Source organism: Sphingobium sp. TomTYG65, from assembly GCF_055395525.1.
Map to the genome: position 1 here is coordinate 1,215,914 of NZ_AP027330.1, position 20,622 is coordinate 1,236,535.

The 20,622-nt window shown below is 60.2% G+C and carries 21 protein-coding genes; 2 read left to right on the plus strand and 19 right to left on the minus strand.

The features are described 5' to 3' along the window. Positions 1-20: 20 nt before the first annotated feature. From ACZ5Y5_RS06075 to uvrC, 11 genes are all read right to left on the minus strand, one after another. Complete coding sequence (locus ACZ5Y5_RS06075) at positions 21-653, minus strand: TadE/TadG family type IV pilus assembly protein (protein WP_464810279.1); 633 nt, start codon at positions 651-653, stop codon at positions 21-23. Next, on the minus strand, positions 650-1,141 hold the full coding sequence (locus ACZ5Y5_RS06080; RefSeq protein WP_464810280.1) for a TadE family protein: 492 nt from the start codon (positions 1,139-1,141) through the stop codon (positions 650-652). Before ACZ5Y5_RS06080 ends, ACZ5Y5_RS06075 begins: the two co-directional genes overlap by 4 nt. Before the next feature lie 18 nt (positions 1,142-1,159). Next, a complete protein-coding gene (locus ACZ5Y5_RS06085) occupies positions 1,160-2,803 on the minus strand; it encodes a pilus assembly protein TadG-related protein (RefSeq protein WP_464810281.1) in 1,644 nt (547 codons plus the stop codon). Between the two features lie 19 nt (positions 2,804-2,822). After that, a complete protein-coding gene (locus ACZ5Y5_RS06090; RefSeq protein WP_464810282.1) occupies positions 2,823-3,089 on the minus strand; it encodes a hypothetical protein in 267 nt (88 codons plus the stop codon). Between the two features lie 14 nt (positions 3,090-3,103). After that, positions 3,104-4,615 (minus strand): type II and III secretion system protein family protein, encoded by a 1,512-nt coding sequence (locus ACZ5Y5_RS06095; RefSeq protein WP_464810283.1) that lies wholly within the window; start codon positions 4,613-4,615, stop codon positions 3,104-3,106. Then, on the minus strand, positions 4,602-5,528 hold the full coding sequence (gene cpaB / locus ACZ5Y5_RS06100; RefSeq protein ID WP_464810284.1) for a Flp pilus assembly protein CpaB: 927 nt from the start codon (positions 5,526-5,528) through the stop codon (positions 4,602-4,604). The genes ACZ5Y5_RS06095 and cpaB overlap by 14 nt, the downstream gene beginning before the upstream one ends. Before the next feature lie 69 nt (positions 5,529-5,597). Further along, positions 5,598-5,780 (minus strand): Flp family type IVb pilin, encoded by a 183-nt coding sequence (locus tag ACZ5Y5_RS06105; protein WP_464810285.1) that lies wholly within the window; start codon positions 5,778-5,780, stop codon positions 5,598-5,600. A gap of 14 nt (positions 5,781-5,794) precedes the next feature. Continuing rightward, positions 5,795-5,980, minus strand: a complete 186-nt coding sequence (locus ACZ5Y5_RS06110; protein ID WP_464810286.1) for a Flp family type IVb pilin — start codon at positions 5,978-5,980, stop codon at positions 5,795-5,797. Positions 5,981-6,666: 686 nt separating this feature from the next. After that, a complete protein-coding gene (locus ACZ5Y5_RS06115; protein WP_464810287.1) occupies positions 6,667-7,449 on the minus strand; it encodes a DUF2569 domain-containing protein in 783 nt (260 codons plus the stop codon). A 465-nt stretch (positions 7,450-7,914) separates the two neighbouring features. Then, on the minus strand, positions 7,915-9,573 hold the full coding sequence (locus ACZ5Y5_RS06120) for a sensor histidine kinase (protein ID WP_464810288.1): 1,659 nt from the start codon (positions 9,571-9,573) through the stop codon (positions 7,915-7,917). A 314-nt stretch (positions 9,574-9,887) separates the two neighbouring features. After that, on the minus strand, positions 9,888-11,804 hold the full coding sequence (gene uvrC / locus ACZ5Y5_RS06125; RefSeq protein WP_464810289.1) for an excinuclease ABC subunit UvrC: 1,917 nt from the start codon (positions 11,802-11,804) through the stop codon (positions 9,888-9,890). A 170-nt stretch (positions 11,805-11,974) separates the two neighbouring features. Between uvrC and ACZ5Y5_RS06130 the strand changes: the two genes are divergently transcribed. Then, complete coding sequence (locus ACZ5Y5_RS06130) at positions 11,975-13,027, plus strand: NAD(P)-dependent alcohol dehydrogenase (protein WP_464810290.1); 1,053 nt, start codon at positions 11,975-11,977, stop codon at positions 13,025-13,027. A 122-nt stretch (positions 13,028-13,149) separates the two neighbouring features. Here the strand turns inward: ACZ5Y5_RS06130 and ACZ5Y5_RS06135 are convergent, their stop codons facing one another. The 8 genes from ACZ5Y5_RS06135 to ACZ5Y5_RS06170 all read right to left on the minus strand — a co-directional run bounded on the left by ACZ5Y5_RS06135 (position 13,150) and on the right by ACZ5Y5_RS06170 (position 19,756). Next, positions 13,150-13,764 carry a F0F1 ATP synthase subunit B family protein gene (locus ACZ5Y5_RS06135; protein ID WP_464810291.1) on the minus strand — a complete coding sequence of 205 codons (615 nt, stop codon included), beginning with the start codon at positions 13,762-13,764 and terminating at the stop codon, positions 13,150-13,152. After that, positions 13,757-14,251 carry a F0F1 ATP synthase subunit B family protein gene (locus ACZ5Y5_RS06140; RefSeq protein WP_464810292.1) on the minus strand — a complete coding sequence of 165 codons (495 nt, stop codon included), beginning with the start codon at positions 14,249-14,251 and terminating at the stop codon, positions 13,757-13,759. Before ACZ5Y5_RS06140 ends, ACZ5Y5_RS06135 begins: the two co-directional genes overlap by 8 nt. A gap of 86 nt (positions 14,252-14,337) precedes the next feature. Next, on the minus strand, positions 14,338-14,565 hold the full coding sequence (locus tag ACZ5Y5_RS06145; protein ID WP_021240110.1) for a F0F1 ATP synthase subunit C: 228 nt from the start codon (positions 14,563-14,565) through the stop codon (positions 14,338-14,340). 55 nt (positions 14,566-14,620) lie between these two features. After that, positions 14,621-15,406, minus strand: a complete 786-nt coding sequence (locus tag ACZ5Y5_RS06150) for a F0F1 ATP synthase subunit A (RefSeq protein WP_464810293.1) — start codon at positions 15,404-15,406, stop codon at positions 14,621-14,623. A gap of 46 nt (positions 15,407-15,452) precedes the next feature. Continuing rightward, entirely contained in the window at positions 15,453-15,776 is a 324-nt protein-coding gene (locus ACZ5Y5_RS06155; protein WP_464810481.1) for an AtpZ/AtpI family protein, read from the minus strand. Between the two features lie 175 nt (positions 15,777-15,951). Beyond that, positions 15,952-16,353: a YdbL family probable chaperone protein gene (locus ACZ5Y5_RS06160; RefSeq protein WP_464810294.1), complete on the minus strand. Its 402-nt coding sequence runs from the start codon at positions 16,351-16,353 to the stop codon at positions 15,952-15,954. Continuing rightward, complete coding sequence (locus ACZ5Y5_RS06165) at positions 16,350-16,538, minus strand: YnbE family lipoprotein (RefSeq protein ID WP_464810295.1); 189 nt, start codon at positions 16,536-16,538, stop codon at positions 16,350-16,352. The genes ACZ5Y5_RS06160 and ACZ5Y5_RS06165 overlap by 4 nt, the downstream gene beginning before the upstream one ends. Next, positions 16,535-19,756 carry an intermembrane phospholipid transport protein YdbH family protein gene (locus tag ACZ5Y5_RS06170; protein WP_464810296.1) on the minus strand — a complete coding sequence of 1,074 codons (3,222 nt, stop codon included), beginning with the start codon at positions 19,754-19,756 and terminating at the stop codon, positions 16,535-16,537. The genes ACZ5Y5_RS06165 and ACZ5Y5_RS06170 overlap by 4 nt, the downstream gene beginning before the upstream one ends. A 130-nt stretch (positions 19,757-19,886) precedes the next feature. Between ACZ5Y5_RS06170 and radC the strand changes: the two genes are divergently transcribed. After that, positions 19,887-20,582, plus strand: a complete 696-nt coding sequence (gene radC, locus ACZ5Y5_RS06175) for a RadC family protein (RefSeq protein ID WP_464810297.1) — start codon at positions 19,887-19,889, stop codon at positions 20,580-20,582. Positions 20,583-20,622 lie beyond the last annotated feature (40 nt).

Sequence of the window (20,622 nt, forward strand, 5' to 3'; positions counted from 1 at the left end):
GATGCCCAAGATCTTGTTCCTCAATTTGACTGCGAGCCCTGGCCGTCTTCCATGGTGAGGGCGGCGCTGAAGCTGGGTAGGGGGATGGTGCCGCCGAAGAGTTGCAGCAACGTCGGCTGAAAGGTCAGTCCAGTTAGTTGGACGGTTATGATTGGCGAAGCGTCCGAACCGTTAGGATCACCTGCGTAACCCAAGCCGGAAGACTTATATAGGATTTGAACATTTTTACTCTTTAACGTCGGCATGAATAGCCGCATACGATCGAAAACTTTTGCAAATGCAGCCGGGTTTGTAATTTGCCCCCATGGGCAAGCGGGAGTGCAAGAGTCGCATTTTATAGATGTCGATTGTGTATTTGGATCATCATAGCATTTCATCGTGCCATATGCATCGACTGGAATCGCATCGCCCTGTTGAAGTCCGCCAACACCAACAAATCTGTAAGTCGCCATGTCAGTCGCAACGGGATCGGTAACGACCGCAAACCTGACTCCCATCTGCGTGGCTTTCTCCGCCTTGTTCCATGTCCACATCAGCCGGCCGACATCGATTATGCCTAACAGGAAAACCAGGAGCAATGGCAGCACAAGCGCGAATTCGGCCGCCGATGACGCGCGGTTGTCGCGCGAAAGGGCTGCTAGCCGACGCTTCATATGCCTTGCACCACAGCTTCAGATTCAGACACTAAATTCAGCGTATTTCTAGTAAAGCCAAGATTGTTGAACAATGACCTATAAGGTACCGTCGCCGACACCTTAACCTTGGGCAGGTCCGTCATGCTTTTGTATATACCAGAATAATTTCCGCTCGTGATCTTCGTGCAGGTGAGAGTTACCGTCACTGTGTTCGGATCGGTCCAATTTACAAGGCGGGCTGTTCCGCCAGTGATTTCGCCTGTCCTAGTCAGATTTTGTGTTTTTGTCCGAACGTCGCCTCCGATCGAGCTAGGGCATGTGAAATCTGTAAAAGAACGGCGTGCAGCGTAGCGGGCTCCGTCACGCACAGCTTTCGCTACAACATGTTCGCTCAGAAAATAATTTCCGAGTTCGAAAGAGCCGAACATCAAAGTGATGAGTAAAGGAGTGATCAACGCCATCTCCGCAGCGGCCGCCGCTCGCGTAGATACCAGAATCTTGGACAAGAAATCTCGCATCTCAAATCACTCGATCAAATAGGGTGTTGATTTCTGAATATACTGAGGAGAACTCGCGCCGTTCCCTGTAGATCCTGCAAGCCCGATAACTTCCACATATAAATCGTTGGATTTGGTACGTTTCGGATTGCCATTCGGTCGAGGTAATGATGGCTCTACAAGGAAGACGTCGATCCAATCGAGAACTTTGAGATCCTTCGACGAGCCATTCACTGCCCCCCCTTTATCCGCTGTTTTACAGTTGATGACCGCAACTGACAGCCTCCTGCGGTCTGTGTTCGCCGTAGGCGTCACTGCGCTTCCGGGCTGACAAACTGGAGCCATGTAACCGGTCCGGTCACCGCTCAAACTATGTGACGGCAAAGCGTTAGCGGCCACTTCCCATTTATACACCGCATAACGGGTGGGCTTGGCGGACGTCGATGTCGTATAACCCAGTGCCTGCCCGGGCGTTTTGCCGTTATAGACATTGGTATCAGCATAAAGATTAACACCGCCATGATTCACGCGCCAATAGGCATTCACATCCCAATCGCCATCACCAATGCGGCTCTTCACGGACGAACCACCGCAAATGCCCTCGTCGCTAACGGCGTGACATTTGTCCCGAGGCATGCCCATAGCGGCCGGCGTAGTGGTTATATCAGACGTATTAGAAGGAAGATAAGCTTCAGCGTCATCGGCCAACCGCCATCCTGACCCGCCATTGCCTGTAGAAAAGGAAGCAGAGGGGCAATTTCCGGTATCATTTTGCTGCTTTTGCATGATGACATCTTTGCTCACATTTGTAGATGGCGGGCAAAGACTGCCGTTACCGCATGAGCTAAGACCATTAGCATAAATGTCAAAGCGCGTATTTAACGCTTCAAACACTGAGTTTGGAATTCCTGGCTCGGTTGTGACACCATCTCCTTTAGTGCAGTCGAATGTCGTGCTCAACAATCCCATGGCATCACGCAATGCGTCTTTGCCGGACATTCCATTAGTTTGCAGAAAACCGAAGTTCCCGGGTCCGTAGTTGTTACCTTTGACATCGCTGTCATTCGCGACCAGCCTAAGACCTTTGCCAATAAGTGAACTTACGTCGAAGCTTGTATCCGTGCTGGTCTCGGCAGGATTACAAAGCATGAGAGGCGGCACCTTGCAGACTGCCGAACCCACCCCCGCATACGCCGTCGCAGATAGCGCGCCTGACGAGAGTATATTAACAATAGGCGTCAGCGCGAAAAAGGCAGTACGCGAGTTGACCGTAACTTCAACGAAGTTAGCAGTCGAGTTTGTCGGATCAACCGTGTCACTCCGATCTTTATTCTTGTAGAATTTGATGAAGCCGGTCCGGTCGCAGCTTGCCTCATTGGCGATTGTCACCGCCAACCCGATTCTATCATTGGCGAAGCGGGTGTCGTTCCGAACCAAAGCACTGGCAGCACTGGCAGCCCGACTACAAGCCCCATCCTTGCCGTCTAGCTGCGTCGCCGCAGCGAGAGCCGCCTGATCCGCAGCCGTCTGCAGTTCGGAATCCAGGCTAGCCATCCGCGCATAATCGAACGCAATGCCGCCAGCCGCTATCAAACCGAAAAGCGAAAGGGCTACCGTCGGCGCCACCGCACCGCTGGTTGACCTTAAGAGGCTTTTCCGACGGGCAGACATGAGTGGCTCCCCTCCCCGATCACTTGCCGCCGGAACCGCCGCCGGTCCCCGAAGTCGTACTGATCGTCGCGGGCTTCTTCACCTTGTCGGTGCGGTAGCGTTCCACTGCCGCAGCGCTCTTCGTGCCGTCGCCGCCCTCGACGAGCGTTCGCTCGTACCGCGGCTCCGGGTTGATCACCTGCTGTGCATAATTACTGCGCACCGCGCCACCGAAGGTCGGATCGTTGGTGGTGCAGCCCGCCAGCACCGGGGCGGTCAGCAGGACGGCCAGGGACAGTCTGCGCATGGTCTCACTCCCGCTCATAGTTCATACCCGCTCTGCGTCGCGCCCGCCGGAGCCGGAGCAGCAGGAGCCGCTTCAACTGGAGCGGCTGGAGCCGGAGCCGCACGGCGACTTTCCGGAGGCATCGCGTCGGGATTGAGCGGGTTGATACCCACCGCCTTGTCCGTCCGCCCCATCAGGAACAGGTCCAACTCATGCGGATTGCCCACCCGGTCGGTCGGCAGGCTGACATCCTCCGCCCGCATCGGCTTCACGAGCCGCGGGGTCACGATCATGACCAGTTCAGTCTGCTGCTTCTGAAAGCCGGTCGAACGGAACAGCGCGCCGATGATCGGCAGTGATCCCAGCACGGGCAATTGCCGCACCGTATCCTGGAAGTCATTGCGCAGCAGTCCCGCGATCGCAAAGGACTGCCCATCGCGAAGCTCCACCACCGTCTTCGCCCGCCGCGTCAGCAGGCCCGGAACCACCAGACCATTGATCGACACCGAAGCGGAAGGATCTATGGAGCTGACTTCCGGCTCAACCACCAGGTTGATGATGCCATCGCTCAACACCGTAGGCGTGAAGCCCAGGCTGACGCCGAAAGGCTTGAATTCAACCGTGATGCCGTTGTTGCCGTTGCCGCCCCCGCCGCCGCCGTTCTGCACGACAGGGATCGGGAACTCGCCGCCCGCCAGGAAGGACGCCGTCTCACCCGAAAGCGCCACCAGCGTCGGTTCGGCCAGCGTCTTCACCAGCCCCTTGCGCTCCAGCAGATCGAGTGCGGAGAAGATGTTGAGGCTGCCGATCTTGTAGGCCCAGGTTCCAACACCGAAAGTATCGGACAGCGCATCGAGCTTTATGGTCGGCACGCCACCATTATTGGTCGGCACGATGGAGTCACCCGCCAGATTGCCGATGCTACCCGCCGTCTTGCTGCCGGTGAAGCTGTGGTTCAATCCAATCTGCTTCGCCGCCTGCCGGTTCACTTCCGAAAAGCGAACCTCCAGCATCACCTGCTGCGAAGCACCGACCGACAGCATGTTGACGACCTTCTCATCGCCACCAGCATAGGTCTTGGCGATCTGCACCGCCCGATCGACAGCCACGGCGTTCGAAACAGTACCGGTCAACACCACCGCATCATTGGAGATGCGCGCGCCGATCTGCTCGCCGGGGATCAGTTCGGCGAGTTGGCGCTTCAACGTCACCACATCCGGGCCCACCGCCACATCGACCACGGCGATCAGCATGTTGCGGCTGTCATAGAGGGTAAGGCTCGTCGTGCCGGGCTTCTTTCCCAGCACATACAGCGAGCGGTTCGTCATCGGCACCAGGTCAGCGACCTCCGGATTGCCGACGAGCGCCTTGGAGAAGGGCCGATCGACGGTCAGCACCTGGCTCTTGTTGAGCGGCACCTCCAGCTGTCCTGCGTGGTTGACATTGCTCGCGCTCAGCGACGCGATCTGGGCCTGGGCGGGCATGGCCGCCGCCGTGGCCAGCGCTGCCCCCAGCGCCAGCATCGACAAGGACTTAGCGGGAACCATAGCGCTTCACCTCATAGCTGGTGCCAGTCGTGCCGCGCACGATTTCGACCGATGCGGTCGCAGGCAGGGCGGAAACATTCTTCGGCACGGCGCGACGCGGCGCGCGCATCACCGGAACCTTGGCGGGCATATAGGCCGCCTCGGCAATCCTGGCCCGCGGGCCGGCAAAGCCGCCCACATAGGCGCCGTCGCGCAGATCCTCCGTCCCCACCGTCTGCACAGCCGGGTTGGGCTCGTCCGTCACATTGCGCAGCACCAGCGTCAGCTGGCCAACCTGCTGGCCCAGGACCAGCTTCTGCGCGTCGACCTGATTGACCTCCAGCGTCGCGGTCCTGCCGACCGCAGGGTCCTTGGAGCTGTCATTGGCGTTCTGGTCGATCGCGATAACGCGGGTGTTCTGCAGCAGCACGTCCGTGATCTGCTGGCTTCCGCCGACGCCGTCCGACGCCGTCCGCGTCACGAATACGTCGACCGTATCACCCGGCAGCACAAAGCCGCCAGCCGCCGCCACATCGCTCACCCGTACAGCCACCGCACGCATTTCAGGCCGCAGCACACCGGACATGGTGGCGCGGCCGCCTTCGGCTGACAATTTGGAGGTGAGGATCGGCTCGCCCGGCTCGATCTGGCGCAGCACCACACGCTGCTTGCCAAGGGAAGTGAGTTGCACAGGGTCCCGGAAGGCGCCGGGCGGCACCGAAGCCGAAGGCCAATCGACCACGCGAAGCTTTTCGGGAGTGATCGCCGTGCCAAACGCCAGCGGCATGGATGCGACGACGACCTTGGCCATGCCGCCTTGCGGTGTGGCCTGAGCCTGCTCAGCCTTGCTCAAATAGCTATTGGCGACGAATACCGCCGCCAGACCTAGCAAGATCGCGAAGCCAAGGATTATTAAAGATCTGCGCTGCCCCACGACAACTCCCCCCGGAATTATGGAGTGGTTGAAGCCGGCTGGCACTGAGGCCAGCCAGCTTTAACTTTATTAGCAGGTGGTGTTGCTAGGCGCGTTGATGCAGTTCGTCGCCTTGTTCATCGCGCCGCCAATCGCCCCGCCTAAGCCCACAGCAGCCAGCGCAATGCCAGTGCCTACAATTGCCAGGATCAGCGCATATTCGGCCGCCGAAGCACCGCTCTGGTCGCGCCAGAGAGCCTTGAAGAAGGTCATGTCTTTTACCCCTATCACTTGCAGGTGGTGTTGCTAGGCGCGTTGATGCAGTTCGTCGCCTTGTTCATCGAATTGCCGATGGCTCCGCCGAGACCTACGGCAGCTAAAGCAATACCCGTTCCCACAATCGCCAGGATCAGCGCATATTCGGCCGCCGAGGCACCGCTCTGGTCGCGCCAGAGAGTTCTCAAGAAAGTCATGTCTCTTTCACCCCTATTGCGCCGAAAGCGTTTCGGCTGCTCTTGCACAGTTCTGCGGAGGGGCCTTTGCCACCTGGCGACCCCAGCAGTGATTTGCTTCACTCGCCAGGCAGTTGGGCAGTTCCCGTAGAACTTGTGAAGAAAATGACCCAAAGCCGGAGCAAGTCAACAGGGTAAAAATTCTCTTTATTTTTCAGTAATTTGATGTGATTTTTTGTTAACCATTTTCGCTATCCATATTCGTAGCGAATAGTAAACGAACTCTTTTTATTAGTATATCTTTAGTTATATTGCTGATGATTTTATAAGTTAATCACAATCATTATTTCATACGTTCTTGGAATTATATCGCTCGCATATCAAGAATAAAGGCTAGTAACAAAGTTATCTCTCACGAAAGATTTGTCAATTCATCTAAATATTCAAATGTCTCCTGATATATATCTTTGCTAAATAGTGGCCACCCCCTACTCACGAACGATAGAAATACCACCAACGGCAGTAGGCTGAACCATCCCGCCGCTCCCCTTTGGGATAAGTTCAAGAGCGGGCGTCACTTCGGTTCGTCGCGAATCACGCGCACTCCGCCGCCCGCAGAAAACGAATCAATTTCTTGCTTGTGCCCAGGATTCCGTAGAGTCGCGAAGTCAGGAAAAATGCCTGAAGCGACTGCTGAAAAGATACCCTCAGGCGCTCACCCGGTTCCGGAAGGTCACATTCACCCGTTCCGACAGCAGCAGATAAGGCAACCAAAGCGCTGCGCTAATCAGCACCTTCTTAACATTGCCCTCCAAAAGTCCCGCAAGCGACACCTCCACTGCATGGGGCACATCCCCGATCCGCACGACCAGCTCCGCAATGCCCAACTGCGCCATCAGGTCCACGCCCCACACCATCAGCAGGAAACGCGGGAATAGCGGCGCCATCCGCAGCGCCATGGCAAAGGCGAACATATAAAGGCTGGACAGCAGCACGACGTCCGCCAGCATCACTGCATAGAGGCTGACATACCAGCCCGGCGAATAGCTGCCGAGCGCAGGTATGGCGCTTAGAAATTCCAGCGTCCGCACCGGCACGTTCAGCGCAATGCCAAGCAGCAGCGACGCCATCACGCCGTAAAGGCCGAACTGCGACATCTCCCGCGCTTTCAGGCAATCGATCTTCCGCCAGCGGCCGACCTGCGCCAGCCGGAAGCTCGGCTGCGCAAGCAGCCGGCCCGCCGGAAACAGCTTCAACCCAAGCAGCAGCGACCCTACGGGCGCGCCCACGACCAGCAGATAGGGCAGCAGCCCCGTCCCGCTCACCCAAGGCGCGCTGGCATAAGGGGTTGCCGGAAAGGCCATCCGCACGCCGCAGGCAAAGGCTGCGACAAGGATCCAGGCCGCCACGATGCGTTGAATGTTGACCTGCATCGACAGCACCAGCGCAACGCTCCTGCGATAAAGATGATCCTGAACCACTCGCACCATGGAAACGGCAACCTCCGCCGGGATAACCCCCAGAAGCGCCGACTATCCGCACTTCTGGTTAATGCTGGGTAAAATGCCCGGCCGGGGCGAAAGTTCTGCGGCAGTTTGATACGGAAGAAGTTTCTCGACTTCGCTCGAATGAACGGAGCAAGAGAAATCCCGCAGCTTACCGTTCGCCGTCAGTGCGATGCTGGCTTTTTACATCCATCTCTCATGATAAAGCCGTCGGATGCGAGGCTGCAGCTACTCTCAACGCCCGCCCATTTCACAAACCTCCGTTCGTTTCGAGCGAAGGCGAGAAACCTCTCAGCGACCTCCACGCTTTCGCGCGAAACCAAAATCGCCCAAAATGCGCTGACCATGACTCATCCCTGCATCCGTTCGTCCTGAGCTTGTCGAAGGACGCGCAAGAGCCCCGACGAGTTCAGCCCGGCGGCTGTGAGTGGTAATCAATGCACTCCCAAATTACTTCCGCGGCACGGTAATCTGGATCATCGTGCGCCCGCCAATGTTGCGCAGGAACACCTCGCCCCCCAGCGCCTGTATCCGCCGCATCAGCGACCGCGAAGGCACTACGCCGGTCGATCCCAGCCGCGCGAGATTTGGCACCCCGTCATCGGTCACATGCAATGCGATGCGGTTCCCCGCGGGCTGCAACGAAAATTCCACCGACCGCGCCTGCGCATGCCGCACCGCGTTGGCGACGATCTCCCGTACGGCGAAGCTCAATTCCCGGCCGATCATCGCGCTTGTCGCGCAATTGCCGTCCTCCACGCGCAGATCGCACTGGATGCCCCATTGCTCCGCCAATGACCTCACCACCATCGACAGCGTTTCGGGCAGATAGGCGAAATCCTCCTCATCCACTTCCGGATTGATGATCCAGCGGATGGTGGCGATCTGGTCCTTGGCGATCCGATCCACATTTCCGACAACCGGCAGGGGGTCGCCTATCGTACCGTTCAGCACCGGCGCGACCTGAAAGCGAATGCTCGCCAGCGCCTGCAGCACGCTGTCATGCAGTTCACGCTGTAACCGCTCACGCTCCCGCGCTCCCGCGATCACATGGGCCAGGTCCATACTGTTGCGCACCATCAATTCTTCGCAGGCACTTTCGAACACCCGCTGCGCAATCGCGGCGACATCCTCATGAGTGGGATCGTCGAGCTGGACCGCGCCCACGGCGTCAAACGTGCCCAGCGACACCCGGACCGACATCAGCGTTTCGGCGTCCAGCAGAGCCGCCCATGCCCGGCCGCCGGGGGTCAGCGGATATATCTGACTGACGCCATCCGAAGACAGGCTGATCGATGCGCCACGGCGGCAATCATGCCATCCCGTTTCCACCGCCAGCAACCCGCCATTGCCCTCGGGCATCCTTTCGCCAAAGCGGCTCGATGCGAAGCGGTAGGGCTCCGCGCTGGCCATGCGGAACAGCACCGCCCCATTCTCCGCAGCCGTCGCGATCTTCAGAGCCTGCAGCAGAAAGGCTCCGGCGCTTCCCTTGGGCGGCGGAAAAGCGCTGTCGGCCAATCGCCGCGCCCGCTCCTGCTCCAACAGCGTTTCACGGCGCGGCCCCAGCAGCATGCCGGTGATCGCAATCACCACTGCAAGGTACAGCACGCGGAGCGCAACTCGCTCGGCCTCCGGTTCGGACGGCAGGATGATCAGTTCGTTGACCCACACCGTCAGCAGCGCCGTGACGGTGGCGAACGCGCCGACCAGCAAGTGAAAGCGCCGCCGCACGATCAGCGCAATCTCGACCGCGACGAACAGGCTGCCGGAAAAATAGGGGCTGGTGCTTGGATTGGTCACCACCAGCAGCGACAGGAACAGCAGCGCGTCCAGGCACACCACCGGCTTTCGCAGCCGCATCTCCATGACCCAGGATCGCGACGACAGCGTCAGCGCCGCCAGCGCGAGCAGCAGCATGGCCAGGACGATGATATTCTCGGCGCCTTCAGCCCATGATCGCGGCGTCGCGAAACCAAAGCTGACGACCGTATAAACGCTCGCCAGCACCAGCCGCGTCACATCCAGCATCCGCCACGGCCGAAGAGCAGACAGGGCGAAGGATCGCCGCCTGTTCAATGTCCGAATTAAATCGGCATGCCCGTGGATCACGCTGTCATAATCTCCCGGCCGTCAATCTATATTATAGGTTATATGACTTCAGCTAGGTAATCAGCCACGGGAAATAATAACAGCAAAGTGAACCTTCGAAGAAGTCACTATTAACGGTAGTTACCGTCCATCCAAACGTGCCGAGAGTTGCGACCCTCATACCTCACCCCGCGCCATGATTTTTCCAGCGTCTACACAGATCATTGCAGCCCGCTTATCATTGCGCAAGGCCAACGAGCAAACGCAGGGAAAGACCTCTCATTAATCGTTGCGATGACGAAACAAAATTTCAAAACCGCGTTCAGTTCGCCATTTCATTCATGGAAAAAGTCATAAACCTGCTGCGCCACTGCCTTTGAAACCCCCGGCGCCTTCAGCAAATCCTCCAAAGCCGCGCTCTTCACCGCCTTTGCCGTCCCAAAATGCATCAACAGCGCCTTCTTGCGGGAAGGGCCGATGCCCGGCACCTCATCCAGCGAACTGGTCGAGATCGCCTTGCTCCTCTTCTGCCGATGCGCCCCGATAGCGAAGCGATGCGCCTCGTCCCTCAGCCGCTGCAGGTAGAACAGGACCGGATGATTGATCGGAAAGCTGATCTCCCGCCCGTCCGGCATATGGAAGACCTCCCGTCCCTCCCGCCCGTGATGCGGCCCCTTGGCGATCCCGATCATGCAGATATCCTCGATCCCCATATCCTCCAGGATCGCCCGCGCCGCTGACAGCTGCCCCTTGCCGCCGTCGATCAACACCAGGTCGGGCCACTCCCCGCTGTCCCGAACCGGGTCCTCCCGCGCTGCTCGGCCAAAGCGCCGCTCGAACATCTCGCGCATCATCGCGAAATCATCGTTCGACGTTTCGGGGTTCTTCATGTTGAACTTGCGGTAGGCGCTCTTCCGGAAGCCTTCGGGCCCCGCCACCACCATCGCACCCAAAGCATGACTTCCCTGGATGTGGCTGTTGTCGTAAATCTCGATCCGGTCAGGCACGCCGTCCAGGCCGAAGGTTTCCACCATCTCCTCCAGCACCTTCGCCTGCGTCGTGGTTTCTGCAAGCCGCCGGTCCAGCGCCTCCACCGCATTGCGCTGCGCCTGCTTGATCAGCCGGGTCCGATCGCCGCGCTGGGGCACCTCGATCCGCACCTTGGCCCCAATCCGCTCGCCTAGAGCCTGCGCCATCAGTTCGCACTCCATCGGCGCCCGGTCGGACAGGATCAGCTTGGGCGGCGGCACCTCCTCATAAAATTGCGCCATGAAGCTCGCCAGCACCTCATCCTCCGCTACTTCAGCGGTATGAACAGGGAAGAAGCTGCGATGCCCCCAATTCTGCCCACCACGGATGAAGAAGGCTTGGATGCACATCGAGCCGCCCTTCGTCGCCAGCGCGAAGATATCGGCGTCCCCCAGCCCTTCGGCGTTGATCGCCTGGCTACCCTGGATGAACGTCAGCGCCTTCAGCCGGTCGCGCAGCATCGCGGCCTGCTCGAAATCCAGCGACTCAGAAGCCGACTGCATCGCCTCGCCCAGCTTCTTCTGCACGGCCGTCGATTTGCCACCCAGAAAGTCCTGCGCATCCCTCACCAGCTCTGCATAGCCAGCAGCGTCGATCCGGCCGACACAGGGAGCGGAGCAGCGCTTGATCTGAAACAGCAGACAGGGCCGCGACCGATTGGCAAAGAAGCTGTCGGTGCAACTCCGCAGCAGGAACAGCTTCTGCAGCGCATTGATCGTCCGCGTCACCGACCCGGCGCTGGCGAAGGGACCGTAATAACGCCCCTTATATTTCCGCGCGCCCCGATGCTTCTGAACGCGCGGAAAATCATGATCCTCCCGCAGAAGAATGAAGGGGAAGCTTTTGTCGTCACGCAGCAGCACATTATAGGGCGGGCGAAAGCGCTTGATCAGCTGCGCTTCCAGAAGCAACGCCTCAGCCTCGCTGTTGGTGGTAACGATCGTCATGGACCGGGTCTGCGCGACCATGCGCTGTAACCGCTTCGGCAACCGGTCAACCTGCGTATAATTGGCGACCCGATTTCGCAGCGCCCTCGCTTTCCCCACATAGAGAACGTCACCGCGAGCGTCCTGCATACGATAGACGCCGGGCCGCGTCGGCAAGGTTTTCAACGTCGTGCGGATCGCCTCCACCCCCGCTTCAATATCGGGAACTCCTGCTCCACGAACGGTGAAGCTGGCCTTGTCTTCGTGGAAACGGTCAGGGGACTGGGGACGCGACATGGATGCAGAGATAGCGGTGATGGAGGCAATCGCAATGCTCTACGCAACTGCGTCGGCGCTTCATCGGCCATTGAATCGGTCGCAGGATTTCCCACCTACCCAGCGCGACTCTCACCAACCTCGACGCAGCGCGACAGCAGCAGGCGTAGATCAGCAAAAAGGGACAGTAGATGGCCATCAAAGCCTATGGCGCCTATGCCGCCGACAAACCAGTCGAACCCATCGACATCGAACGCCGGCCGGTAGGACCGCATGACGTCCAAATCGCCATCGCCTATTGCGGCATCTGCCATTCCGACCTGCATCAGGTCCGCTCAGAATGGGCAGGAACGCTCTATCCTTGCGTACCTGGGCATGAAATCGTCGGCCATGTCACGGCAATCGGTGAGCATGTGACGAGCTTCAAACCCGGCGACACCGTCGGAGTCGGCTGTATGGTGGACAGCTGCCAGCATTGCGCGGCTTGTGAAGAGGGCCTTGAACAATATTGCGAGACGGGCTTTGTGGGCACCTATAATGGCCCGACACAAGATGCGCCGGGGCATACCCTCGGCGGTTATTCCCAAAGCATCGTCGTAAAGGACAAGTTCGTCCTGAAGATAAGCCACCCAGCCGATCAGCTCGCGGCTGTCGCGCCCTTGCTGTGCGCCGGCATCACCACTTATTCACCCCTTCGCCACTGGCAGGCTGGGCCTGGCAAGAAAGTGGGCATCGTCGGTATCGGTGGTCTGGGCCATATGGGCGTCAAGCTCGCCCACGCCATGGGTGCCCATGTGGTCGCCTTCACGACTTCCGAATCGAAGCGCCAGGACGCGCTCGACCTCGGCGCGCAGGAAGTCGTAGTTTCGCGCAATCCCGATGAAATGGCCGCACATGCGGGCAGCTTCGACTTCATCCTCAACACTGTCGCAGCGAGCCATAATCTCGACCAGTTCACCGCTTTGCTGAAGCGTGATGGGACAATGACGCTGGTCGGTGTACCAGAGCATCCGCATCCTTCTCCCAGCATCGGAATGCTGATCTTTGGACGCAAGTCGATCGCCGGATCACTCATCGGCGGCATCGCTGAAACCCAGGAGATGCTGGATTTTTGCGCTGAAAAAGGGATCGTCGCCGACATCGAGATGGTCGCGGCTCGCGACATCGAAGCCGCTTATGAGCGGATGCAGAAAAGCGACGTCAAATATCGCTTCGTCATCGACAGCACGACGCTCGCTGATTGACGTGCCCCCGGCTCTGCAGGATCGCCCCTGCGGAGCCATTAACGGCTTGCCCGATAGAAATGAAAAGGGCCGGCGCGGATCTCCGCACCGGCCCTTTTTCAGGGCGCCCTGCCTTCGAAAGCTCAGAAGCTCGGGCCAAGTCCCTTGATAGCGCTATCGACCAATTGCTTGTCCGCACTTGCGTCATGCTTCTGCGCGATCAGCGTCGCAGCGGCGCTCGTAGCCGCATTCACCGCCTTGGTACGGATACCGGCGATCGCCGCTCGTTCAGCCGCGCCGATCTTGTCTTCCGCCATCTTCTGACGCCGAGCAACCAGCGCGACCGCATTGGTCTTGGCGTCTTCGAGCAGCGTCGCCGCTTCGCTTTCAGCCGACTTGCGCATGGCATCCGCTTCACCAGCGGCAGCCGCCAGCTTCGCCTCATATTCCGACTTCAGCGCTTCGGCTTCAGCGCGCAACTTGGCGGCTTCAGCCAGCTGGCTCTTGATCTGGGCGATCCGGCCATCGAGCACGTTGCCGATCAGCGCGGGCACCTTCTTGATGAGGAGGATGACGATGAACACCGCCATCGCCAGGCTCACCCACGCGGTAGCATCCATGCCAACCGCCTTCGGGTCCGTGTGCGGAACAACGCCTTCATGAGCGACGGTGCCGACCGGCTCCATCCCTTCAGCGTGGATCGCATCGTCGATATGCGGAGGCGTACCTTCGCTATGCTGTGCTGCTGCCTCAGCCATGGGCCAGTGCCGCCTTTACTGCGTTGCGGGCTGCTTCGTCCGACGCCTGAACGCCGGAAATGCGGGCCACCATGTCGCGCGCCGCTTCGGCGGCGACGGTTTCAATCTCTGCCAACGCTGCCTGGCTGGCAGCCTGGATACGGGCTTCGGCAGCGCCGATCCGGCCGGCAATCTCTGCGTCCGCAGCGGCGAGCTGCGCCTCGGAAGCCTTGGCAGCCTCCGACTTGGCGCGAGCTAGCGTCGCCTGAGCCGCAGCCCGGCTTTCAGCATCGCGAGCGCGATAGTCCGCCTCTGCCTCGTCAGCGCGAGCGAAGGCAGCCTTGGCGGCGTCCAGATCACCAGTGATCTTCGCGTCGCGCGCGTCGGCCGTCGCCTGAACCTTGGGGACCATGCCCCGGCCGATGACGAAGAAGACAAAGCCGAACGTCAGCAGCATCCAGAAGATCTGCGACGCATAAGTTTCGGCGATTTGCGCGATTTGAGGCATTTTGGGTCCGTCCGATCAGGGCACCGTCAATTCATAGCGAGCGGACGGAACGGCGAAGGCCGCCCTGCCCGCTCGCCAAGCGGTTGTCAGGCCACGAACACCAGGATCATGGCGATAACGAACGCCAGCAGACCCAGAAGTTCGGCTGCGGCGAAACCGATGAACAGGCGGCCCTGCTGGCCGTCAGCGGCACCCGGATTGCGCAGCGCGCCTTCCAGGAACGATGCGAAGACGTTGCCCACACCGAGCGAAGCGAGACCCGCACCAATGGCGGCCAGGCCAGCACCGAGCAGCTTTGCGGCTTCTGCGTCCATGTCGTAAACTCCCTTTTCTAAACTTGTACAAATGGTTGGAGAAATAGCGGAAAACTTAGTGCAGGTTCTCGGCGTCGTTCAGATAGACCGAGGTCAGCAGCGCGAACACATAGGCCTGGATCACCGCGACCAGCACTTCCAGCGCGCTGATGCCGATCATCAGGATGAAGCTCGCCGAACCGACCGTCAGGCCGTAGCCGACGCCAGCGTTCGAGCTGTTGATGACGAAGCCGGCCAGCACCTTCAGCAGGACGTGCCCGGCGGTCATGGCAACGAACAGTCGTAGCCCCAGGCTGAACGGCCGCACCATGAAGGACACCAGTTCGATCGGGAAGATCACCGGAATCATCGGCAGCGGCGTGCCATGGGGCACGAACAGCGAGAAGAAGTGCAGCCCATGCTTCCAGAAACCGACGATCAACACGATCGAGAAGCTCAGGATAGCCAGCACCCCGGTCGCCGTGAAATGGCTGGTGAAGGTGAAGGGATGAAGGCCGATCAGGCCAAGCGGAAGCAGGCCCAGCAGGTTCGCCAGCAGAATGAACATGAACAGCGAGAAGACATAAGGAATATACTTCTTGCCGCCTTCGCCCACATTGGCGATCAACAGGCTCTTTATGAAGCCCGTCATATATTCGACGGCCATCTGCCAGCGGCCCGGGACCAGTTCGCGCTTCAGGCCGCCGATCACGAAGATCCACAGCACCACAGCAGCAGCCACCATGTAGAGCGCGCTGTTGGTGAAGGCGATGTTAAAGCCGCCGAGCGACAAGTGATCCGTACCGAACAGCGGTTCGATCGCAAACTGGTGCATCGGATCGATTTTGCCGGATTCTGCCACGTTGACCCCTGTAACGTCTGGTATTCGGACTAAGATAAAAGCGCCCCTATTCGCCGGGACGCTTCTTCGTCGTCAATCTGATGATGTTCCTGAACGCGACCACGATCCCGAGACCGAGAAACGCAAGCAGGAGCCATGGGGATGTCCGCAGAAAGTAGTCCAAAGTCCCACCAACCACGGCACCGCCAGCAAGACCCCCGATCAATTCGGCGAGAACCCTGTTGCCCAGGCGCGATCCATCGTCGGCCTGCTGCTTCGTGGTCCCCTGCCTGACCTGTTCGGCTCGTTCGGCCTTTGCGATCCGCTCCTCAAGAGAAGTGATCCGCGCGTCCTCATCCGCCGGGTCTTGCCCAGGTACATCCGCTGCCATGGCCATTCCTTTCCGTTCAGGCAGATAAGCCAACGTCAGGCGGCATGGCGCGTGCGGCTGCACCCGTCAAGGCGCGGCCCGTTTAGAAAGGGCTTTCGGGATAGTCAACCGTAGTTGGCACCAGAATCACCCTGCCGCACGAAGCAGGGAAAAAACTCCGCCAAAGAACGAAAATCTATCCCGCAGTCGCGCAATAGCTGGGAAGCGAAATCGGCCCTGCGCCCTTGGTCTGCCAAGGTCCTGCGCCCACACGATAGACCTGCCCCTGCTTTACCCGGCTGCTCAGCGTCTGGCATCCCGTCGCGGCGGCAACATCCTGCACGGTCACTCCGCGCTTGCTGGCAAGGTCGGTATAGGCGGCGCGGCGCTTGATGTTGATCGATTCGACTTCCGCTCGCACGGCTGCGCTCACCGAACCTGCGATGCCGAGATAGCCGTCCGCCTGTTCACCAACCGCGCCTTCCGCGATAGCGGAGGCGACGGCGCCTGATTGCGCACGGGCCGGAGCGCTCACCACCAATCCGGTAGCGAGGGCAAAAACCGCGCCTGCGGCGATCATCAAAAACTTGCGTGTCATTGCGGGAACAACTCCGGGTTATTCTGAATGAGGTCCTTCGCATCGCGCTGAAGGCGGACCACCACTTCCTGCTGCACTTTCACATTCAGGTTGATTTCGATCGGCTTGTCCGGCGCCTTCACCTGGATGCAGCCCGGGAGGGCTAAACCGGCGAAACCCGCCGCCAAGATCGCTTGTCTCTTCATTTCTGCTCCCTGTTTCCCACAGTGTCGCTTTCCGCAGGCTTAACTGCAATCCCCTCGCGAATCTTCTCCTGCATCTGGTCGCCTATGCTGTTCTGGATCAGGGTCGTCGGATCGATGAAGGACTTGGCCGTGCCAAGCAGTCCACGGAAGGGCGCGGTGATGCGAACATTGAAGATAAACGGCAGGCCGGTCAGATTTCGCGCCATGCCCGCAGGCGCGTCGCCCAGTTTGCCGCGATTGACGCCGTTGAACACGACATTGGTCACCATTTCGCCATCCAGCGCACCGTCCATCAAAAGGGTGAGGCATTTATACTGCAGATTCTTGAGTGCGTCGAAGGCAAGCCGTCCCATCGCCCCCAACTGCTCGTTCGAAACGGGGCCGACATAGGACAGCGTACCCGATTGGCGCGCCGGATCGCAGGGAATCGTCGGCAACACGCCTTCCGGCATGATCAGGGGCGGCATTCCTTGCTGCCTCGCGACCAGCACGCCACCTGCCACGCGCCCGCCCTGGGCGTTGAAGATCAACGGCATGATCCCGTCGAACGTCCCGGTGGCAGAGATGTTTTCAAGCTCCATCGTTTGGATGAAAGCGCCCGCGTCGAGCCCTATGACACGGAACGTCAGATACCGATCCACATCAGCGCTGAAGTCCATCGTGGTGGGAAGAAGGACCAACTGGCCGCCGGAGAAGGGCCAGCCTCCACCTTCAATATGTACCTTCTGCCCCGGTTCGATCCGGTAGCGCACGATGCCGTCCCGCACTTCCACACCGGGATTGACCATTTTTATCCGGACTTCCTGCCCAGGCGCGCTGACCAGCCCCAGCAAGTCGGTGAAGCGCAATTCGCCGGACAGACCTTCGACCGGACCAAAAACGGCGGCCAGATTGGCATTATCGGTACGGAACAGGCCGTCGCTCGTGACTCTCGTACCGTCCCAACGGATATGTCCTTGGCCAGTAACAGTGGCGTTGACATTGGCGACGACACCAAGCGCCAACCGCGTCACGTCTTCAGGCTGCAGCGTGGGGCCAAAGACGAGTCCGGGCACGGCCAAGTCGGCCTTGCCCCTTCCGGATCCCAGATCATGAACGACGTCGGCGCGAGCTACCACCGCATCATTGCGCGGCGCGCGCAGCGTTCCGGTAGCCGCAATCTTCCCATTCCGCAGGCTGAGCGCGAAGTCAGGAACCCTCAGGCGTTCGAACCGCCCAGGCGTTTGCGCGTCCCGCACCATGATTCCAGCTGCCAGCTTCAGCGTTCCCGCAGCGAAACTCCACTCTCCCGCGCCATCTTCCACGATCAGCGGAACATTGCCGATCTTGCCGCCTGCGCCTGTGATCCTGCCGTTCAGGCCCTGCTCCGCGCTCTTGCCTACCAGCGTCTGCGCCGTGAGCCGAACCGGCGACTCCTCGGCTCCAATCGCCAATTCAGCGTGCGTCAGGGCGAAGCCCTCTTGTCCCAAAGCGACTCGCGCACGATCGGCGGACAACCGCATGGGGCTTTGACCACTGCGGCCCCGCAGATCGAGGCCACGAATCTCCGCGCCCGCCCGTACTCCCGCTGGGCCAGCTGCGAACAGGGCGCCGTTGCCAATAGGGCATAGCGTCTGCCTCGTCCGTCCTATCGAGAAACTGCCATAGCGCGCCTCCTCCAGCGCCAGCGGCATGCAGCGGCGGTTGATCGCGATCGCGCCGTTCGCGCTCATCTGTCCCTCTATCGGCGCTACCAGCCCGCGCAGCCGCCCGCCAGGCAGAGGACCATCCAGCCTGACGGTCGTTGTAAAACGCGTATCGCCTTGCGGCCCAGCAATGAACCGGACCGGCTCGAGCGCCAGTCGGGCATCGCCAGCTGCATAGGGATCGAGAAACAGCTGTCCGCCAAACCCGCCGCCAGGCCGCCGCGCCAGTCGGAGAGCGCCGCTCGGCAACCCGCCGCCCCCGGTAGTTACTGCCCCATCCAGCGCCCAGTCGATCGCAGCGCGCCCTCTCCCCGGCCAGGCGATGGTCACATGTCCGTCGCCAGGGATCATCACCCGGGCACCGCTCCGCGCCTCAAAGTGCGTACCGGTGAGCACCATGCTACCGCCCTTGCCGCGCTGCGAAAAGGCGAGGTTCGTTTGCAGAACATTATCCTCACCCGCCCGACGGACTGCGTCCGCGAGCCGAGCGGCCAGGGGCGCGACCGGAGTGCCCGCAGCCGACTGCCTCAACCCCGCCAGCGGATCACGCCCCGCAAGCCGCAACTGATGCGCTGAAAGCCGCCCTTGCGCCTCGGCTTCACCCTTGCCGATCTTCCATCCACCAACGATCTCTGACGGGCCCGTCAGAGCGCCGCCCAAGGAAAGTGCAGCGGCATTGATCCTGGCGCGCCCGGAGGTCCCCTCTGCGCTGCCATCAAACTCTATCCGTCCCGACGGCTTGGCGAGTACGGCGCCATTTGACTTCATAGCTTCGCCCGCCAGATCGACATGGCCGTTCCACCGATCGAGCGCCTTGCCGAGCCACAGGTCCAGATCGGCCTTAGGTTTTGCGATAGCCGTGGCGCTTCCGGGACATCCAAAAGCGGTCGCTCGCGCAGGACCGGAAAGATGCGGCCTTTCATTCCGGATCGCAACGTCAAGTAAGGCGGTCATGCCTGCCATGCTGCATCCCGCAAAAGTAGCGCGCGGCATGGCGGTGGCGACACGCCCGTTGAAGCCCGACCGCAGATTGCCTTTTCCATCGATCTGCATACCGACCACGCCAGCATCCGTGTCGAGCCGTATCCGCGCATCATTCAACGCCATTCTGATGTCGGGCAGGCTGAATGGCGCCTTGGATTCAGGGTCGCGGAACTTGTCCAGTTCGCCGAGGCGAAGCACGCCGTTCCGGTAAGAGCCACGCAGGCGGACGCCGCCCGCCCTTACCGCTGCCACATGCGGAGAAAGACCGGTGAAGGCGAGGTCCACCTCCACCCACCGCGCGGTCAGGTCAGGGTTGGCCGGATCACCAAAAATGATATTTTCGATTCGCTGAGTGCGAAGGCCAACCTCCTTCAGGTCATAGCTCGCCTGCACACCGCGCCGGTTCATCTCCCGGCCAAGGAAATTCTCCGCGATCGGAGCACGCTGAGTCCACAATGCCACCAGGATCAGCGCCAGGGAGCCGGTCCCCACGCCTAGCCAGCGTAGCCAGCCGCGGCGAGATTCCTCTTCGCCGTCCTCAACTTCCATGCTTATCGCCAACCCCGGCTATCACCATTGATCCGTAACGCCTGCATAACGTCCCAGCGCCCTTAAATATCCTTGCCCCGCATTTGCGCAACGCATAGGTCGTTCTCTCTGAACGGGGGATGATAAGGCTTTGGCGGACAGGGATGTTGCGGTCAGCCATGACGGCGTGGGTCATCGCGCACGGCTGCGGCAGAAACTGGCGGACAGCGGCGGCGATGCGCTGCACGATCATGAATTGATCGAATATCTGCTCGCCCTGGCCATCCCTCGGCGAGACACCAAGCCGTTGGCCAAGGCGCTGCTGCGGGAATTTGGCGGCATCGGCGGCCTCATGACCGCCGATTGGCAGGCGATCGGGCGGGTACCCGGCATGGGCGACACTAGTATAGCGGCGGTCAAGATCGTCCACGCTACACTGCTTCGGATGCTCAAGAACGAAGTGGCGCAAAGGCCGGTGCTCGCCAGTTGGCAGGCGTTGCTCGATTATCTCCGGGCAGACATGGCCTATCTCTCTGTGGAGCGCGTTCGCGTCCTCCACCTCAACAGCCGGAACATGCTGATCCGCGACGAACATATGGGCGACGGATCGATCGATCAGGCCGCCATCTACACGCGCGAAGTCATCCGCCGCGCGATCGATCTAGGGTCGTCAGCCCTGATCCTGGTGCATAATCATCCGAGCGGCTCGCCCGAGCCCAGCCGCCAGGACATAGAGATTACGCGCCAGATCGCCGAAGCGGGCAAGCGCCTCAGCATCGCCGTACATGATCACATCATCATAGGATCACAGGGACATAGCAGCCTGCGGGCGATGGGATTGCTATAAAACCCGGAACGGGGCGCGCCCGACAATCGTCATACTGAAC

Excerpts from the sequence above, each read along its gene's own strand:
- ACZ5Y5_RS06095 (WP_464810283.1), bottom strand. The coding sequence starts at position 4,615 with ATGGTTCCCGCTAAGTCCTTGTCGATGCTGGCGCTGGGGGCAGCGCTG.
- ACZ5Y5_RS06075 (WP_464810279.1), bottom strand. The coding sequence starts at position 653 with ATGAAGCGTCGGCTAGCAGCCCTTTCGCGCGACAACCGCGCGTCATCG.
- ACZ5Y5_RS06145 (WP_021240110.1), bottom strand. The coding sequence starts at position 14,565 with ATGGACGCAGAAGCCGCAAAGCTGCTCGGTGCTGGCCTGGCCGCCATT.
- ACZ5Y5_RS06110 (WP_464810286.1), bottom strand. The coding sequence starts at position 5,980 with ATGACTTTCTTGAGAACTCTCTGGCGCGACCAGAGCGGTGCCTCGGCG.
- ACZ5Y5_RS06140 (WP_464810292.1), bottom strand. The coding sequence starts at position 14,251 with ATGCCTCAAATCGCGCAAATCGCCGAAACTTATGCGTCGCAGATCTTC.
- ACZ5Y5_RS06165 (WP_464810295.1), bottom strand. The coding sequence starts at position 16,538 with ATGAAGAGACAAGCGATCTTGGCGGCGGGTTTCGCCGGTTTAGCCCTC.
- uvrC (WP_464810289.1), bottom strand. The coding sequence starts at position 11,804 with ATGTCGCGTCCCCAGTCCCCTGACCGTTTCCACGAAGACAAGGCCAGC.
- ACZ5Y5_RS06090 (WP_464810282.1), bottom strand. The coding sequence starts at position 3,089 with ATGCGCAGACTGTCCCTGGCCGTCCTGCTGACCGCCCCGGTGCTGGCG.
- ACZ5Y5_RS06085 (WP_464810281.1), bottom strand. The coding sequence starts at position 2,803 with ATGTCTGCCCGTCGGAAAAGCCTCTTAAGGTCAACCAGCGGTGCGGTG.
- ACZ5Y5_RS06160 (WP_464810294.1), bottom strand. The coding sequence starts at position 16,353 with ATGACACGCAAGTTTTTGATGATCGCCGCAGGCGCGGTTTTTGCCCTC.
- ACZ5Y5_RS06115 (WP_464810287.1), bottom strand. The coding sequence starts at position 7,449 with ATGGTGCGAGTGGTTCAGGATCATCTTTATCGCAGGAGCGTTGCGCTG.
- ACZ5Y5_RS06135 (WP_464810291.1), bottom strand. The coding sequence starts at position 13,764 with ATGGCTGAGGCAGCAGCACAGCATAGCGAAGGTACGCCTCCGCATATC.
- ACZ5Y5_RS06130 (WP_464810290.1), top strand. The coding sequence starts at position 11,975 with ATGGCCATCAAAGCCTATGGCGCCTATGCCGCCGACAAACCAGTCGAA.
- ACZ5Y5_RS06170 (WP_464810296.1), bottom strand. The coding sequence starts at position 19,756 with ATGGAAGTTGAGGACGGCGAAGAGGAATCTCGCCGCGGCTGGCTACGC.
- ACZ5Y5_RS06105 (WP_464810285.1), bottom strand. The coding sequence starts at position 5,780 with ATGACCTTCTTCAAGGCTCTCTGGCGCGACCAGAGCGGTGCTTCGGCG.
- ACZ5Y5_RS06155 (WP_464810481.1), bottom strand. The coding sequence starts at position 15,776 with ATGGCAGCGGATGTACCTGGGCAAGACCCGGCGGATGAGGACGCGCGG.